This is a genomic window from Methylovulum miyakonense HT12 (assembly GCF_000384075.1).
GTDB lineage: Bacteria > Pseudomonadota > Gammaproteobacteria > Methylococcales > Methylomonadaceae > Methylovulum > Methylovulum miyakonense.
Genome location: NZ_KB913025.1, coordinates 2,809,448 through 2,826,943, shown reverse-complemented (window position 1 = coordinate 2,826,943; position 17,496 = coordinate 2,809,448). Strand labels below are relative to the sequence as shown.

Here is a 17,496-nt window from a genome sequence, read left to right as displayed (position 1 = left end):
TCCGCCATGCCGTATTGAATCATGTTGATTCGGTACGGGGGTTGAAATTGGGAATGATGCGATTTCGAAACCCTGTATGTCGTGAAACGGATTACGGGATTTCTCGGCAATGATATGCCGTATATCATCGCACTGTTCCGGAACGGGGTTTCGGGATTGGGATTTATGCGGTTCCGAACCCCGTATTCCGCTACCGCTGCATACGGGCTACCTCGCTTGACTTCCCTGGCGGCTTCCCGCAAAGATTGTATCAATCAGTGTTTTACCGCATTATGGCCATTGACCCATTCATTGGGGATGACACATAGCCATGATAAGAATCCGCCATCTGGAAATTCACCTTGTCCATAGTTGCAATCTTTGTTGCGAAGGATGCTCCCACTATTCCAACCAGGGACACAAAGGGATCCTCTCGCTAGAAGAAGCGGAACGCTCTATGGGCTTATGGAACCAACGCGAACCCCCATACCTTTTCCCTGCTGGGAGGGGAGCCCAGCATCCATCCTGATTTGGCCGGGTTCGTTGCGCTATCCCGCAAGCACTGGCCTAATGCCCATTTGCGTCTGGTTACGAATGGTTTTTTCTCCATCGGCATCCAGATTTACCGGCTGTCCTACAGCGCGACCCGAAATTCATAGGCATTTTGATAAGCCCAATATTTCTGGCTATCTATATAGAGCAATCATGAGCGAATGGCTATTTGTCTACGGCACCTTACGCCGCACTATCCAGTCACCGATGGCGGCGGTGTTGGGGCGGGATGCCATTTATGCCGGGCGGGCTTTTATGCGGGGGCGATTGTATGAAGTAGGCCCATATCCTGCGGCTAGCGAATCTGCCGCCGCTGATGATAAGGTCTTTGGTGAATTGTGGCGGATACGGCACCCAACGCCATTGTTCAAGCAGTTGGATGATTATGAGGAATGTTCGGCGCAATACCCCCAACCGCATGAATATGTCCGTAAGGTGTTGCCAGTTACGCGGGATAGCGGGGAGATTTTGCTAGCTTGGTGTTATGTCTATAATTTGGACACGGGCGGGTTACAACGGATAACATCAGGCGACTATTTGGATGTCATTTGATTTGGAAACAAGTCAAGGCCTCATCCGCTTCCAAATCTTCAATATCGACGTTATCCACCCGCGCTGTCACCGGGCCTTTGTGGCACCATTTGATAAACTTTTCTATCACCGGATGTTCGGCTTCGGCGATGATTTCAACGCGACCATCCGGCAGGTTCCTGACACTGCCATAGATGCCAAAATGTTTGGCTTTATTTTGGGTGAATACGCGGAAGTAGACGCCTTGGACACGCCCTGACACCAGGATTTTTACTCTACGCATTGCTTAACTAGCCTCCAGCAATAATGGATTTTGGAATGGCGGGCAAAATCTTCGGGGATCGTTTCCGCACTGATATCAGTGACCGTCAAACCCGGCAAGGCCAAGGCCGCGGCGTCGAGTTTAAAACGCTTGAAATTGGTCGAAAAATATAACACACCTTGCGGGGCAAGCAACTTAAGCGCGTTGGTAATCAGGGCCACATGGTCGTTTTGTATATCGAACACGTCATCCATGCGTTTGGAGTTGGAAAACGTTGGCGGATCCAGGAAAATCAGGTCATATTGCCTAGGGACAGGCTGCTTGGCTTCATGCGCCAACCACTCCAAGCAATCCGCTTGGATGAATTCATGTTCGCCGTCGGATTTGTTTAAGGCCAGATTGTTTTTTGCCCAATTGATATAGGTATTGGACATATCGACGGTGGTCGTGGCTTTCGCGCCACCCACAGCCGCGTGGACTGTCGCGCTGCCCGTATAGGCAAAAAGATTGAGGAAACGCTTGGCCTTGGCTTGCCGTTGGATCAGCAAACGCACGGGACGGTGGTCAAGGAACAATCCGGTGTCTAGGTAATCGGCGAAATTGACCAGCAACTTACAACCGCCCTCTTCCACTTCATAAAACTGGCCGCTGTCACCGAATTTTTCGTATTGGTCGGTGCTGCGTTGCTTGCGGCGGATTTTTAAGAAAATGTTTTCCCGTGGCACATTCAACACTTTGGGGATTTCCGCCAATAAGCCCGCCAGCCGTTGGTCGGCTTTATGGCGGTCTATGGTTTTGGGCGGCTCATATTCCTGCACGTTGACCCAGGTTTGGCCGCCTTGGTAAAGGTCCACCGCCGCCGCGTATTCGGGCAAATCGGCATCGTAGACGCGGTAGCAAGAAACTTGGTTTTGTTTTGCCCATTTCGCCCATTTTTTGAGGTTTTTTTTCAGGCGGTTGGCGAACATTCCGGCATCACTGTCGCCTTGCCCTTCCTGGCTACTGGCGGTGACTTGCGCCAAACGCTCTTCCTGGTTTTGGGCTTTGGGGATAAAAAACGCCTTTTCTTCAATGGCCATGCGCAATAACTTACATTCCAACGCACCATTGAACAGGGTAACCGGTTTTTGTGAGCGTATCCCTAAGCGGAAACCCAATTCCGGATTGCTGATAATCATTACGGCTTGCCAGCCAAGAAAATGGTTTTTTAACGTTTCCCCAAGCTTTGTGTACAAGTCGGCGGTGGCTTTTTCGTCACCCAAGCGTTCACCATACGGAGGGTTGCAGATCAGCAAACCGGGTTGCCAACTTTCCGCCGGGGCGGCTTCGGCAATATCGCGGCGTTCGACATGGATTTTGTTTTGCAATCCGGCATTGGCGATGTGCTTTAAGGCGATGTTGACCGTATGGCGGTCTTGGTCAAACCCGACAATGACGGGCAATTTCGTAAGGCCCGCATATTTGCGTTTCCCGGCTTCGGCGCATAACTTTTCCCAGCATTGGGCGCCATGTTTTTTCCATCCCAAAAAACCATAATAATCACGCAGCAAACCGGGCGCGTAATCGGCGGCGATCATCGCGGCTTCTAACAACAAAGTTCCTGAACCGCACATCGGGTCGATCAAGGTGCCGTGTTGTGCGGCGATTTTCGGCCAACCACCACGCAGCAATAACGCGGCGGCTAGGTTTTCTTTAATCGGCGCTTGGATGGTGACATCGCGGTAACCCCGCCGATGCAGGCTTTCACCGGATAAGTCCAGGCTTAACCGTGCGGTTTCGCCTTGCAAATAGACGTTAATGCGGATATTGGGTTGTTCGGTGTCAATATTAGGCCGGGTGTTAAATTTCGCCCGCATCTGGTCAACTACCGCATCCTTAACTTTTAAGGCGCCAAAATGCGTATTGTTGATCGCCTCTGAATTTTTCGCACTGAAAGTCACGGCGAAACTGCCTTCAGGATTGAGGTGTTCAAACCAGTTGATTTTTTGTACGCCATCATACAAATCTTGCTGGGTTTTGACGGTAAAGGTGCTTAACACCAATAAAATGCGGTTGGCGACCCGCGACCACAAACAGGCGCGGTAAGCCGTTTCCAAATCCCCTTCAAACGCGGCCCCCGCCACGGTTGCCTTAACGTTCTGGATTCCCAGTGACTTGAGCTCTGCCACCAGAATATCTTCAAGGGCCTTGGGGGTGGTGGCGAATAATGAGTAATTGGGCATTCGTAAAAGGGGGATGTCACGGGCCTAACTGACACAATGTCCGGTTGGCAGGCGATATTAAGAAGGGTTAACGATGCGCGTCACAGGCGAGACGCATCGCTCGGGATATTCGTTATTTGATGCGCCCACCTAGTTTATGGTCAAGGCACATGGCGCATCATGCTGTTGAGATAATTTTTTATACTTATTCGATTTTTATCAATTCAACATCAAAAATTAAAGCCTCATTAGGCTCGATGGTGCCACCGCCCGTTTCTCCGTAAGCCAGTTCCGAAGGGATATAGAAACGATATCTTGCCCCTTCTTTCATTAACTGGAGGCCTTCAGTCCAACCGGTAATCAAGGCGTTGACCGGGAAAGAGGCCGGTTCGCCTCTGGAATAAGAACTGTCAAACTCTTGTCCGTCGATTTTTGTGCCTTTGTAATTTACGGTCACCGTGTCCGTAGCAGCTGGCATTTTCCCAGTGCCGGGCGTCACTATTTCATATTGGAGCCCGCTTTTGGTCGTTACAATATTATTTTTTTTAGCGTTGGTGGTAAGAAAAGCGACACCAGCAGCTTTGTTTTCTTGTGGTGTTTTGGCATTTACTACGGAAAAAAGGGTAATGCCTACAAAAATTGCAGTAACCATCGCCAAGATTTGCGTTTGATTTTTTCTCACGATTTCCTCTCTCATCAAAGTAAAAGCGATAGTCTATCAAAAAATCATCAATTGCTTGAGGTCATTTTGCATACGCTTAATTGCTTGTGGAAATGTTTGGCCCTTAGGGCAACTTTATCGGCCACCCGCCTAAGCGAAGCTGAGCGTAAATAGCTCTTTTGCTGAAATCCACGATGGCCTTCATGGTAGGCCAAATATAAATTTTTGGCATCACCTGCACCTATGCCCAGTTTGGTATGGCTAATAGAGCAATACCAACCGATAAAATCAGCGGCATCGGCAAAATCATCACGGTCAGACCACCAACTGCCTGCCCCGTCCAGATAATCGTCCCAAGTTTCATCCTTAGCTTGGGCATAACCATAAGCGCTGCTGGGACGGAACCAAGGGATAAAGCCCAGTACCCAAGTGCGCGGTGGCTGGGCATCGGCAACAAAATGGGACTCTTGGTGCATAATGGCCATAATGACGGGCAGTGGAATGCCCCATTTTTGTGCGGATTTTTGGGCATCCCCATACCACTCATCTTGCTCTGTAAATAACGAGCAAACGTTGTCAGGATTGCCTGGAGGTAAGGAAGCGCAGCTTGCTAAAATGAAGTAAATGATTACTGTGACTAGGTGGGGCTTTAACATAGAATACGATCGAACGCTTGAAAGCACCATAATATTGCTAATACAATAATCTAGCAAACACCAAGGAGATAAAAATGAGCACCCCAAATAACCGCGCCTACCGTAAAAACATTAACTCAAAGGGATGGCTGTATTTGGGTGGCGAAGTTCAAGAAATGGCGACTAAAAACATATCCATCACCGGGGTTTTGGTAAAAATTGAAAACAAAAATATCAATTTTGATAAAAAACGCACCCTCCAAAAGTTATTGGCATCAAAATCCATTGATTTTTATTTTCCGAAATTGCGCCTGTCAGGTGAAGCCAAGGTCGTCAGGGTCGAATCGGAACAAGATGGCCAAATCATGCTGGCAATGGAATTTAGCAATGTCGCCTATGAGGTTGACCACCCCTTGTTTAACCGGAAAAGCTTCCGTAAGTCCCTCACCATTCCAGGCCGCCTCTTAATAGACGACGAGTACCACGATTTTATTTCGGTCAACATGTCCCAGGGTGGTTTTATGATCCATTTGCCGAAAAAATTAGCCATCAAAAATAACCGTATTGCCCAATTTGAATTCAATACCTTAAAACTGAAAGGGTTCGCTAAAATCGTCTGGGCAAACAATCCCGATAACACCAAAACAGTAATGGGCTTGCAGTACGTCAAACCTAAGGCCGACAGCGAGGCCGAAGCCGACAACAAACCGCATTAATCCGCATTGACGCCAATGCCTTATTTCAGAATGCAGGCCATGCTTAACAATGCTAAAATTTAGCCCGGTTAGCTTTTCCGGCTGCGGCACGTAAATTTTTCACACAGCGGTGACAAAAGCTAACACCCAGCTATTCCTTCCGGCACCGCCTGCTTCGGTGCCGGAACCCGATTAAAACCACCTCACACTTATAAAACTGTTATGAACAAACCCAAAAAAGTCGCAATCCTTACAGCGGGCGGATTAGCCCCTTGCCTTAGTTCAGCCATTGGCAGCCTAATCGAGCGCTATACCGAAATCGACCCGACCATTGAAATCATTTGCTACCGTAGCGGTTACAAAGGCCTGCTGCTCGGCGACTCTTATGTAGTCACGCCAGAAGTCCGCGCCAAAGCCGGCCTACTACACCGTTTTGGTGGCTCGCCTATCGGCAACAGCCGCGTCAAATTGACCAATGTTGCCGACTGCGTCAAACGCGGCTTGGTCAAAGAAGGCGAAAACCCACAAAAAGTCGCGGCCGACCAATTGATTAAAGATGGCGTTGACATCCTGCACACCATCGGCGGTGACGACACCAACACCGCCGCAGCCGACCTGGCGGCATTCTTGGCGGCAAACGACTACGGCCTGACCGTGATCGGTTTGCCAAAAACTGTCGATAACGACGTTTACCCTATCAAACAATCGTTGGGCGCATGGACCGCCGCCGAGCAAGGCGCCCGCTATTTCGCCAATGTCGTCGCCGAAAACAACGCTAACCCGCGCATGTTGATCGTCCACGAAGTCATGGGCCGCAACTGCGGCTGGTTGACCGCCGCCACCGCGTTGGAATACCGCAAACTGCTGGACCGCAACGAATGGGTGCCTGAACTGGGCCTGTCCCGCGAGTCTTACGAAGTCCACGCCGTGTTTGTCCCTGAAATGGCGATAGACATTGCTGCCGAAGCCGCACGCTTGAAAGCGGTGATGGACACCGTCGATTGCGTCAATATCTTCGTTTCTGAAGGTGCGGGCGTCGAGGCGATTGTTGCCGAAATGCAAGCCAAAGGCCAAGAAGTGCCGCGCGACGCCTTCGGCCACATCAAACTGGACGCCATCAATCCGGGCAAATGGTTCGGTGAGCAATTTGCGGCAATGCTCGGTGCGGAAAAGACCCTGGTGCAAAAGTCCGGCTATTTCGCCCGTGCCTCGGCCGCCAACATTGAAGACGTGCGCCTGATCAAATCCTGCGCGGATTTAGCCGTGGAATGCGCCATGCGCCGTGAATCCGGCGTAATGGGCCATGACGAAGACAATAACAACATCTTGCGGGCGATTGAGTTCCCCCGCATCAAAGGCGGCAAACCGTTCAATATCGACACCGATTGGTTTGAAAAAACCTTGGCGGAGATCGGCCAAACCAAAGGCGCCACTGTCGAAGTCAGCCACTAATAGGCGGCAGGCAAAAACGGAAGATAATTCCAGACCTTGCACTTCAACCAAAACCCGAAGATCCTCTAAATCTTCGGGTTTTTTGTTCCCCTAAGCTACCCGCCTAAACACTGCCTAACTGGCACAAAATCCCTATCCTAACCTAACCTGTCGTCCATATCATCCATTTGGCTCCAATGATATTTTTAGTCAGGATAAGCATTGGTTTTCCATTTCCATCTTCAACCTGAAAACGAAGGTTATTCGCTTGCCACATTGCACGGGGCGATTATGGATACCGGAGCGGCGAACACTTTGCTTAAGCGGTTTGCGGCCAGTGTGCAAAGCCCCGTATCCCATGGCCAACATTAAGATTGCGCCTTAGCCAAGGCTTTGTCCTGTTGGACTTTCTGCCAGTCGAACACGAGCGGCAGGCAAACTTCACACGGCTGTTCTTTAAGCATTTTTTGTACGCTTGTTATCCGTTCCGCTATATCCGGATGCGAGGAAAGCCATTCAGGCGTGTTTGCCCCGGGCTCTTTTGCGAGTTTTTGCAACAAAGTCACCATGCCGGTAGGTTTGATCTTGGCGGTGACCAATGCTTGCAGGCCTAAACGGTCAGCCTCATCCTCGCTATCCCTACTGAAATACATATTGCCCAACTGATGGGCTATCACTGCGGTTGCGGCATTGACGTCGCCCAACACCACCATCAAAGCCGCCGCCCAACCCAAGCTATTGATCATGTTTTTCAAGGCGTGCCGTCTTTCGACATGCTGGATCTCATGTGCCAAAACCGCCGCCAATTCATCAGGGTTATCCGCCTTGGCAATCAAGCCCGAATTGATGATGACGAAACCGCCAGGTAGCGCGAAGGCATTGACTGCCTTGTCTTTTTTTATCAGCCAATGGTAGTGGTAACGGGAGTTTTGGGTAAGTTGCCTGCCAATGTTTTGGATAGTTTCGACAGCCAGACCTTCTTTGACAATATCGCCATCGCCCTCAATTTGCGCGAGGACTGATTGCCCAAGCTCTTCTTCTTGGGGTATGGACACCCTGTTTGCCAACCAGGATACCGTCTCATCATAGTGCCACCACAAAAACCCAAAGGATAAAACAAAGGCTGCGGAAATTGTCGCCAGGCTGCTCCACACCAAATGGATGCTTAACCGCCTTTTATGCCATTTGCCAAACTGTTGGCTTAGCGGGCTAGGCGCATTGTCCATGACTACCGCTATGTCGTTCTTGCCCATCAGCTTCAGGCTAAACGCTTCGCCCGTTGGCGAATACCAATGGAGATAAAACTCATCATGTTCAAATCCGCCGACACTCATAGTGACCTGCTCACAAGCAACGGTAATCGCCCTGGCTTTGATGCACAAGCAATCCCCGCTGAAATTGGCATCAACGGCGGCACCGGCCAACGGCAACTCTGGCCCGTATAATATCGCTTTAAAAATCTGCATTAGCACGCCCCCCTTATGTGTTAAGTTTGCCAAGGAACGTCAACAAGACAACGATGACGATAAACAACAAATAGAGCTTGCCTGCCACCCCTTTCGTATTACCCAATGCCGCCATCTGCGCCAGCTCCAAACTTAAGCGGCGTTCCGGCAAGGATTGTAGCCACACTTTTCCTGGCCCTATCAGGCTGGCATAGAACAAACCTTCACCACCAAACAAGGCGGTCTTAATTTTGCCGGCATATTTGATTTCGTAAGTGACGGAAGGGCTTAATGCGACTAAACACCCGCTATCCACTTGAAGAACTTGCGCTGGCGCAAGCACCATTTCCGCCAATGCGCCACAGGCATTTATGAACACCAGGCCCTTGCCAGTGATGCGTTGCATGATAAAACCCTCGCCACCAAAAAAACCAACCCGAAGGCGTTTTTGGAACGCCAACTTCACTTCAATGCCTTCTTCGCCCGCCAGAAATGCCCCTTTTTGGCAAATCAACTCGCCCCCCATTTCCCCCAAATCCACTGCAACAATCTTACTGATACTAGGCGCGGCAAAGGCAACCCGTTGGGGCATATTCGAATCATTTCTATAGCGGCTGCTAAACAAAGCTTCACCGGTTAATGAACGTTTAAAGGCTTTAAAAAAACGCCCGGCCACACCGTAAGCCGATGGAGAACCGTCACCCAATACCGTCGCCACTTCAATATACCTGTCCATATACATCATCGCCCCTTGCTCCCCCACAACCGAGGTATTGGGTGGCAAAACAATTTGTACATACTGCAAATCCGAACCTTCAATTTGATACGAAATTTTCGGCATATGGGTTTCCCATAAAATGGTTGATAAGGGGTAGGTTGGTTCCAGGCTTTGCGGAGCTGTTTTTTTCCCTTTCAAAAGAATTCCAGTGCACATTAATCTTACCTGTGCCTATCCCACAAAAGCTTGTAAGCCGCAGTTATATTTATCATCACCCCAAGGTTTTGGGTAGTGAATACTTCACACATTGAAAAATTTATATGTTCAATGGTTTGGACAGGATGGATAAAGCGCAAAACGAAAAAACCCCAAATGCCAAGGCCTATGGGGTTTTTGTATTGAGTGGGGCGGGGATGGTTAGCTTAGGAAGGGCTGGATGGCTAAAGTCAAAATAAATGTTTAACCGCATCACGTTCTTCCCTCAATTCGGCTTCTGATGCCCGCATCCTTTGTAGGCTAAAATCGTTAATGTCCAAGCCTTTGACAATGTTAAATTCACCATGGACACAAGTGACCGGATAGGAAAAAACCAAACCGGCCTCTATGCCGTAGCTACCGTCAGACATCACCCCCATGCTGACCCAATCGCCTTCGTCGGTACCGAATATCCAGGCTTTCATTTGGTCTATTGCCGCATTCGCCGCCGATGCCGCACTGGATTGCCCCCTCGCCTTAAGGACTTCGGAGCCGCGTTGCTGGACGGTGGGGATAAAATCATTCACAAACCAGTCTTGTTCAACCAAGTCCAAGGCACGTTGGCCTTTGACCTTGGCATTATGCAAATCAGGGAATTGGGTCGCCGAATGGTTCCCCCAAACAGTCATGTTTTTTACGTATTTTGACCTTACGCCGCATTTTGCCGCCAAATAGCTGACGGCCCGGTTATGGTCCAAACGGCTCATTGAGGAAAAATTCTCCGGTTTTAAGTCCGGCGCATTTTTTATCGCAATCAGCGCGTTAGTGTTGGCGGGATTCCCCGTGACCAACACTTTGACATCCCGGCTGGCAACGGCATTCAGGGCCTTGCCCTGCACCACGAAAATTTCCGCGTTCACCTCCAACAAATCTTTACGCTCCATACCCGACGCCCGTGGACGGGCCCCGACCAAAAAAGCATAATCAACATTTTTAAAAGCCACTAATGGGTCGTCGGTCACCACCACGCGGTGCAATAGGGGGTTGGCGCAGTCCTGGAGCTCCATCACCACACCTTTTAAAGCCGTCATCGCTTGGGGTATTTCTAGCAAATGCAAGACCAGCGGTTGCTCTGGGCCTAACAACAAACCGGCGGTCAAGCGGAACAGCAACGAATAGCTAATTTGCCCGGCCGCTCCAGTGACTGCAATGTGAATTGGTGTCTTCATCTATGTTCCTTATTTTTTATTGTTTTCATTTTTAACCGCCTCATGTCAGACTTTCAAAACCACCGTCAGAATCCGCGCAATCGTACCATTCATACCTTTATAAAATCACGCTTTAATCCCGCATCCGGCGACAAGCTTAATCGCAGCACGCCTACAATTATCGCGTATAATACCGCACAAAATTAACCTCAACACAGACAATCAGATAACCCATGAAGAAGTTGTTATTCCAGTTTGATACCGATTTGCACCCCTCGGTTTTTGATACGGTGGTGGGGTATGACGGAGGTGCCGATCAGGTTATTGGTTACGGCGGACTGAGCCCGGAAAACGTCAAACCCCTGGTGGAAGGCGCCATTTTTACCCGCGCGCCCAAAGACAAAAAGAACACCGCGATTTTTGTGGGCGGCAGCGACATGGTTGCGGGGCAAGCCTTGTTTAATGCCGTGCAAAGCCATTTTTTCCCAGGTTTTCAAGTGTCGGTGATGCTGGACAGCAACGGCAGCAACACCACGGCGGCGGCGGCGGTCGCCAAATTGGCGGCCAGCGGCACGTTGGCCGGCAAAAAAGCCGTGGTCTTGGCAGGAACCGGCCCGGTCGGGCAACGCGCCGCCGTGATGCTCGCGCAAGAAGGCGCGACGGTCACCTTAACGGCACGGACGTTGGCCAGGGCCAAACAAGCCTGTGAAAACATGCAAACGCGGTTTGGGGTCACGCTTACACCAATGGAAGCGTTTGATAACGAAGCCCGCGCCCTGGCCATTGCTGATGCCCAAATTGTCCTGGCTACAGGTGCGACAGGCGTGGAATTGCTGAAACTGGAACACTGGCGGGATAACCCGAACATTGAAATGATCGCCGATGCCAACGCCACGCCGCCGTTAGGTATAGGCGGCACCGACATGATGGACAAAGGCATTGGCCGGCATGGCAAAATCATCTGGGGCGCAATTGGTTTTGGAGCGTTGAAACTGGCTTTGCACCGCACTTGTATCGCCCAGTTGTTTGAAGACAACAAACAGGTTTTTGACGCCGAAAATATCTTCGCCTTAGCGAAAACAATGGCCTAATCCGTGGAGTCATTGACCAGCCAACTAAGGCGGCAGGCATTGGCCATTTTCCAAGCAGGCGTCGCCGCCGCCGACCCTTACCAAGCCGTCAAACACCACCTGCACTCTGAGGGCGTATTGTTGGCGATCCGCCTGAACGATGGCAACACCCGTACCCGCCGCTGGACAAAAATCCATCTCATCGCCTTGGGTAAGGCCGCTTGCGCAATGGCGAAAGCCGCACAAGAAAATATCCCCCCGCACCTGTTGGCAACCGCCATTGCCGTGACCAATTACGAAAACGCCACCACGCTGGACGGCATTGAAGTGATCGGCGCAGGCCACCCTTTACCGGATGCCGCTGGCCTACACGCCGCACAACGCATCTTTGAAATTGCCGGCGACGCCCGGCAAGGCGAACTGGTGCTGGTGCTGGTCAGCGGTGGCGGTTCGGCGCTACTCCCCTACCCTGTTGACGGCATCACCCTAGCGGAAAAGGGCGCCACCACCGATGCCCTGCTGGCCTGCGGTGCGACAATTAACGAGATCAATTGCGTGCGCAAACACCTGTCGCAACTGAAAGGTGGCGGTTTGGCCAAGCGGGCTTACCCCGCCGATGTCCACGCCCTGATACTGTCTGACGTGTTGGGCGACGACCTCAGCGCGATCGCCAGCGGCCCGACGGTACCAGACCACACGACTTACGCGGATGCGGTAACCATTTTAAAAACTAAGCGGGTGTGGGACAAAATCCCGGAATCCGTGCACAAGCATCTGCAACAAGGTGAACTCGGAAACGTGCCGGAAACACCTAAAGCAGGCGATAAAATCTTTGACAACGCCACGCAAACCCTGGTCGGCAGCAATGCAATCAGTGTCAAGGCCATGCTAAAAACCGCACAAGACCTAGGTTACCCCACCCGGCTTTACAGCGGACATTTAGGCGGCGAAGCCCGCCTTGTCGCCGGGCAATGGGTGGCTGACGCCATCGCTATCCACCCTCCCCTAGCCTTATTGGCAGGCGGCGAAACCACCGTGACTTTGCAAGGCAAGGGTCTCGGCGGGCGGAACCAGGAAATGGCGTTGGCGTTTGCCCTGGCGGCGCAACAGCAAGGGTTAACCGGAAACTGGGCGTTCCTAAGCGGCGGCACCGACGGGCGCGACGGCCCCACCGATGCGGCAGGCGGTTTGGTTGACGCTGGCACGATAAACCGTATGATAGGCAAAGGCGATGCGGCGAGCCTGTTGGCAAACAACGATTCTTACCACGCCTTAAAACTCTCCGGCGATTTGCTGGAAACTGGCGCGACGGGCACGAACGTAGCGGACCTACAAGTGTTATTGATAGTTCCAGAAGCAGAAAATCGGCTATAGGGCTGCCCGGCAGTATTAGCCTTTGGCTTAGCCGCCCAGATAATTCCAATCCTTTGCGTTAAGCCATGCCCGCTTAACCCCAAAACACCGAACAAACCCACCATCAGGAGATATAAATGTTCAATAAATCCATGTCCATTCAAGGCTTTGACGATGAATTATTTAACGCTATGGAAGAAGAGCGTCATCGTCAGGAAGACCACATTGAATTGATCGCTTCGGAAAATTACGCCAGCCCACGGGTGATGCAAGCCTTAGGCTCACAACTGACCAACAAATACGCCGAAGGCTATCCGGGCAAACGCTATTACGGCGGCTGCGAATTTGTCGATAAAGCCGAACAGCTCGCCATCGACCGTGCCAAAGCCTTGTTCGGCGCGGATTATGCCAACGTCCAACCCCACTCCGGCTCACAAGCCAATATGGCGGTGTTAATGGCGATGATGCAGCCTGGCGAGACTTTACTGGGCTTGAGTTTGGCCGACGGCGGTCATTTGACCCACGGCGCGAAACCCAATTTCTCCGGCAAATTGTACAACGCCGTGCAATACGGCTTAGACCCTGAAACTAGCGAAATCAACTACGCACAAGTCGAAGCCTTGGCTTTGGAACACAAGCCCAAAGTGATTATGGCGGGATTTTCGGCGTATTCCAGAATCTGGGACTGGCAACGTTTCCGTGAAATCGCCGATTTAGTCGGTGCCTATTTGGTTGTGGACATGGCGCACGTTGCAGGCTTGATCGCCGCTGGCCTATACCCCAACCCCGTGCCATTTGCCGATGCCGTCACCAGCACCACGCACAAATCCCTGCGCGGCCCACGCGGCGGTTTGATTGTCTGCAAAAGCAACCCTGACCTGGAGAAAAAATTCGACTCGAACATTTTCCCAGGCATCCAAGGCGGCCCGTCCATGCACGTCATCGCCGCCAAAGCCGTGGCGTTCAAGGAAGCGATGGAGCCGGAATTTAAAACCTACCAACAACAAGTGATCAAAAATGCGCAAGCAATGGCGAAAGTGTTTATGTCACGCGGTTTTGATGTGGTTTCCGGTGGCACTGACGACCATTTGATGCTGGTGTCCCTCATCGCCAAAGGCATCACTGGCAAAGCCGCCGACGCTGCACTAGGCCGTGCCCACATCACTGTCAACAAAAACGCCGTTCCTAACGACCCGCAATCGCCTTTCGTCACCAGCGGCATCCGCGTCGGCACCCCTGCCCCGACCACCCGCGGCTTTAAAGAAACCGAAGTGACTGAAATCGCCAATATGATGTGCGATGTGATGGATAATTTGGAAGATGAAAGCGTGATTGCCTCCGTGCGCGAACGGGTCGGCAATCTTTGCGCTAGATTTCCGGTTTATGGGTAATTGCTGTTGATGTTTGGAGTACAAATCTAAATTTGTACTCCAATATTCCTTAGCTGCATTTAATATCATTGATTTTTAATAGCCATATTTCATCATGCTAAAAAAAATACACGTCACCAATTATTTATCTTGCCAAGATACAGAAATTGAATTTGATCAAGTCACGGTGTTAATTGGAAGGAATGGTGCGGGAAAGACAAATATATTGAAAGCGATACAAGGATGCGCTGATTTTGCCGTTAAAAGCAAACCGTTTTATGAATACAGTAGAGACATAACCGCAATCAATACCGAATTTTTAATTGATGATACCACTTATGAATACAATATATCCGGTAGTAATTATCTACAACACTCTGAAGAAGATAACGATGTTTTTGATGTAACTGAACTGGAAGAAAAATTATCTTTTTATATCAACGTATATACATGGGGATTAATTGCCAAAAGAGAAAACACTAAGGCTGTTTTATATAATGTTAATGAAAGCATTGAACTATCCATAGAGCATAAAGTATCTACAATTGCAGCGACACTGGCATTATTGCCTGCTGAAAGAATACATCCTGGATTGAAAAATGTTTATCAATATTTACAAGATATTCATTATTATGAATTAGATAATTCTGATTTAGCTATAGTTGGTTCACCTTTGTTTGAAAGTGATTATAGGAAATGGCTTGCCAATGCAGAAAGAATAAAATCAAATGATCTATTGAAATTAATACATTTACGAAATCAAAATAAACAGTCGTTTTCAGAATTAAAATCACTGATTGGTAAAGATGGCTTGGGGCTAATTTACGACATACCTATACTCCTTCTTAACGAAATGTACTTCATACATTTCTCGGTGAAAAATGGCATTCTCAATGGCAGCATGGTCGGATATAACGGACTATCCTTCGGAACCCGACGTATCCTATCAATATTACTTGCCTTGCTCTACGACAAAAGCACCACGCTCCTAATCGAACAACCCGAAGACGGTATCCATTCTGGTCTATTAAAAAAATTCCTACCAATCTGCTTTGAATACGCCAAAGCCTATAACAAACAATTAATCATCGCCACACATTCTGCTGAGGTGATTAATCTCGTCAAACCCCAGCAAATACGCTTGGTTAGAATGACTGAAGAAGGCACGAAAGTGTCGGCGTTAAGTGACCAACAATTAGCTTATGTAAGCGATTACATCGACAATGAAGGCACATTATTTGAATTTATCGACGGCATGGATGACCAATGATGTATGCCGTTATTGCCGAGGATGCTAATGATTTCGCTTGCTTGAAAGTTCTGATTCGACGGCTAGCTAACGATAAATCTATCATTATCAAAGGCAAAGGCTATATGGGATGCGGGGAAATGCTGAATAAAGGCAAAAGGGATTTACAAAACTATGCCCAACAAGGCTGCACAAAATTTATTATTTGCTACGATAAAGATCGAGAATCTAAACAAAAACGTTATGAAGATGTCATCACCAAAATTATCAAGCCAGCCAACCTTAAGAAAGCCCATAATTTAATTTGCATTTTGATTCCCACTGAAGAAATTGAAGCATGGATTTTGGCTGATATTAAAGCTATCGCAAAAATCATCCCCACATGGCAACCCACCCAAGAATTCCATCAACCTGAAACTGTTATCAGCCCCAAAGAATATTTGACCCGTTTAAGCCGAGACCACCGCTCTAAACCACTCTATATTTATACTTTGCATAATGAGAAAGCATTGGAACATGTTGATTTGGATATTGTGAAGAAAAAATGCCCATCCTTTATAGACTTGGCTGTTTTTGTGGAAGAAAACAAAACCAATTACCCAGAAAAATAATTTAGCAGAATATTTAAGCCTTACACTTTCTGCCAAGCCCCAGACCTCACCGACCACCACTTCCCCATCGCCTTAAGCAAAGTCGAAGCACCGATCACCCACCACACCGCCGCCGCACCATAGCCAAAATACACGGCGAACAGCCAGCTAAACGGGATGCGCAGTAAATTCAACGGGGCTGACCAATACAATATCGAGTGGGTTTTGCCCGCGCCGCCCAGCACACCTTCCGCTAGTGATTCATAAGCGACAAACAACTGCGAAAACGCCAAGATTTGCGCATAACGCACGGCCTCGCCTAGCACCAGTGCGTCTTGGGTAAACAGGCCACACAGCAAAGTCGCGCCGAAGAAAAAAATGCCCGATACGGCCAGCCCTGCCATGGTCAATAGCTTAAACGCCAAACGTATGGCCTGTTTGGCTTCGTTAAGATTGCCTGCACCCAAGCTACGTCCGACAATGCTGGCGATGCCCATCGAAAAGCCCCAAAACACGGGCCATGTGAAACCTTCCAAAGCCGAAAAACCAATGCCTAGCGCGGCATTGACGGGCGCACCTAAGGGCGAAATCACCCAATGCAACATTGCGCCGTACACCAGGGCAAACATCATCGTCCCCCAACACATGGGCAAGCCAATTTTGGCAATTTTCAACACAGGGCGGCCCAGACCCAAGTCAGACCACCGGAATGGCGTAGTGCGCCGCAACAACACCAAACCTGTCGCGGCCGCCACCGCCTGGCTCAGCCCTGTCGCCATCGCCGAGCCGCCTATGCCATAACCCAATTGGTAAATGCAGACGGGGTTAAGCAGGATATTCAGCACCGTGGCGATAATTTGCAGTAGCAAAACCGTCCGGGTACAGCCAAAGGCTATCAATATTGCGTTCAAGGTCGGCATAATTGCTTGGGGCAGGCAATAAACCGCATGCCAGCGTAAGTACATCGAAGCCTGGTCGGCTACGGAATCGGACAAGCCCAGCAAATTCGTCAAGACCGGAGCGTATAGCCCGCTTAAGGCCAATACCATTGAACCCAGCAACACTGAGCCAGCCAGTGCGTTACCCATCAGTTGTTTTTGCCCGGCGGCTTGTCCGGCACCGACCGCACGGGCGACCAAAGAAAGCGTCCCGGCAGAAATGATGGAATAAATGGCGTAATAAGCAATCAGGATAAAAGTGCAGGAGGCGATCGCCGCTTGGGCTTCCACGCCCAGCCATTGCACGGCATGTTGGTCAATCACCCGGTAGGCGTTGTCTAGCATTGCCGATAGCGCGACGGGTAGGGTCAACGCGACCAGCTGTTTACTGCGGATAGTCATGATTATTTTTG

The 17,496-nt window shown here is 49.9% G+C and carries 16 protein-coding genes; 8 read left to right on the top strand and 8 right to left on the bottom strand.

Features of this window, described 5'->3' with window-relative positions:
* Window positions 1-684 precede the first annotated feature (684 nt).
* Entirely contained in the window at window positions 685-1,083 is a 399-nt protein-coding gene (locus METMI_RS26285) for a gamma-glutamylcyclotransferase family protein (protein ID WP_019866937.1), read from the top strand.
* Here METMI_RS26285 and METMI_RS0114080 read toward each other — a convergent pair.
* The 4 genes from METMI_RS0114080 to METMI_RS0114065 all read right to left on the bottom strand — a co-directional run bounded on the left by METMI_RS0114080 (window position 1,076) and on the right by METMI_RS0114065 (window position 4,842).
* Complete coding sequence (locus METMI_RS0114080) at window positions 1,076-1,345, bottom strand: acylphosphatase (protein ID WP_019866936.1); 270 nt, start codon at window positions 1,343-1,345, stop codon at window positions 1,076-1,078. The genes METMI_RS26285 and METMI_RS0114080 overlap by 8 nt on opposite strands.
* Window positions 1,333-3,546, bottom strand: coding sequence for a bifunctional 23S rRNA (guanine(2069)-N(7))-methyltransferase RlmK/23S rRNA (guanine(2445)-N(2))-methyltransferase RlmL (gene rlmKL / locus METMI_RS0114075; protein WP_019866935.1), 2,214 nt, complete (start codon window positions 3,544-3,546; stop codon window positions 1,333-1,335). Before rlmKL ends, METMI_RS0114080 begins: the two co-directional genes overlap by 13 nt.
* A 184-nt stretch (window positions 3,547-3,730) precedes the next feature.
* A complete protein-coding gene (locus METMI_RS0114070) occupies window positions 3,731-4,207 on the bottom strand; it encodes an FKBP-type peptidyl-prolyl cis-trans isomerase (RefSeq protein WP_029151709.1) in 477 nt (158 codons plus the stop codon).
* Between the two features lie 47 nt (window positions 4,208-4,254).
* Entirely contained in the window at window positions 4,255-4,842 is a 588-nt protein-coding gene (locus METMI_RS0114065; RefSeq protein ID WP_019866933.1) for a transglycosylase SLT domain-containing protein, read from the bottom strand.
* 74 nt (window positions 4,843-4,916) lie between these two features.
* Between METMI_RS0114065 and METMI_RS24135 the strand changes: the two genes are divergently transcribed.
* Both METMI_RS24135 and METMI_RS0114055 read left to right on the top strand, forming a co-directional pair.
* Entirely contained in the window at window positions 4,917-5,537 is a 621-nt protein-coding gene (locus METMI_RS24135) for a PilZ domain-containing protein (protein ID WP_019866932.1), read from the top strand.
* 201 nt (window positions 5,538-5,738) lie between these two features.
* On the top strand, window positions 5,739-6,968 hold the full coding sequence (locus METMI_RS0114055) for a pyrophosphate--fructose-6-phosphate 1-phosphotransferase (RefSeq protein WP_019866931.1): 1,230 nt from the start codon (window positions 5,739-5,741) through the stop codon (window positions 6,966-6,968).
* A 347-nt stretch (window positions 6,969-7,315) separates the two neighbouring features.
* Here METMI_RS0114055 and METMI_RS25545 read toward each other — a convergent pair whose 3' ends face one another.
* The 3 genes from METMI_RS25545 to METMI_RS0114030 all read right to left on the bottom strand — a co-directional run bounded on the left by METMI_RS25545 (window position 7,316) and on the right by METMI_RS0114030 (window position 10,534).
* Complete coding sequence (locus tag METMI_RS25545) at window positions 7,316-8,413, bottom strand: M48 family metallopeptidase (RefSeq protein ID WP_019866929.1); 1,098 nt, start codon at window positions 8,411-8,413, stop codon at window positions 7,316-7,318.
* 13 nt (window positions 8,414-8,426) lie between these two features.
* Window positions 8,427-9,233: an AIM24 family protein gene (locus METMI_RS0114040; protein WP_040573105.1), complete on the bottom strand. Its 807-nt coding sequence runs from the start codon at window positions 9,231-9,233 to the stop codon at window positions 8,427-8,429.
* Between the two features lie 323 nt (window positions 9,234-9,556).
* Window positions 9,557-10,534 (bottom strand): malate dehydrogenase, encoded by a 978-nt coding sequence (locus tag METMI_RS0114030; RefSeq protein ID WP_019866926.1) that lies wholly within the window; start codon window positions 10,532-10,534, stop codon window positions 9,557-9,559.
* Between the two features lie 212 nt (window positions 10,535-10,746).
* Between METMI_RS0114030 and METMI_RS0114025 the strand changes: the two genes are divergently transcribed.
* The 5 genes from METMI_RS0114025 (at window position 10,747) to METMI_RS0114005 (ending at window position 16,166) form a co-directional block, all read left to right on the top strand.
* Window positions 10,747-11,604 carry an NADP-dependent methylenetetrahydromethanopterin/methylenetetrahydrofolate dehydrogenase gene (locus METMI_RS0114025; protein ID WP_019866925.1) on the top strand — a complete coding sequence of 286 codons (858 nt, stop codon included), beginning with the start codon at window positions 10,747-10,749 and terminating at the stop codon, window positions 11,602-11,604.
* Window positions 11,605-11,607: 3 nt separating this feature from the next.
* A complete protein-coding gene (locus METMI_RS0114020; protein ID WP_019866924.1) occupies window positions 11,608-12,957 on the top strand; it encodes a glycerate kinase type-2 family protein in 1,350 nt (449 codons plus the stop codon).
* A 116-nt stretch (window positions 12,958-13,073) separates the two neighbouring features.
* Window positions 13,074-14,327 carry a serine hydroxymethyltransferase gene (glyA, locus tag METMI_RS0114015; protein WP_019866923.1) on the top strand — a complete coding sequence of 418 codons (1,254 nt, stop codon included), beginning with the start codon at window positions 13,074-13,076 and terminating at the stop codon, window positions 14,325-14,327.
* Window positions 14,328-14,421: 94 nt separating this feature from the next.
* Window positions 14,422-15,576 carry an AAA family ATPase gene (locus METMI_RS0114010; RefSeq protein ID WP_019866922.1) on the top strand — a complete coding sequence of 385 codons (1,155 nt, stop codon included), beginning with the start codon at window positions 14,422-14,424 and terminating at the stop codon, window positions 15,574-15,576.
* Window positions 15,573-16,166, top strand: coding sequence for a DUF4276 family protein (locus METMI_RS0114005; protein WP_083930321.1), 594 nt, complete (start codon window positions 15,573-15,575; stop codon window positions 16,164-16,166). The genes METMI_RS0114010 and METMI_RS0114005 overlap by 4 nt, the downstream gene beginning before the upstream one ends.
* Before the next feature lie 20 nt (window positions 16,167-16,186).
* On the opposite strand, the gene METMI_RS0114000 is transcribed toward METMI_RS0114005, so the two are convergent.
* Entirely contained in the window at window positions 16,187-17,485 is a 1,299-nt protein-coding gene (locus METMI_RS0114000; RefSeq protein ID WP_019866920.1) for an MATE family efflux transporter, read from the bottom strand.
* Window positions 17,486-17,496: the final 11 nt, after the last annotated feature.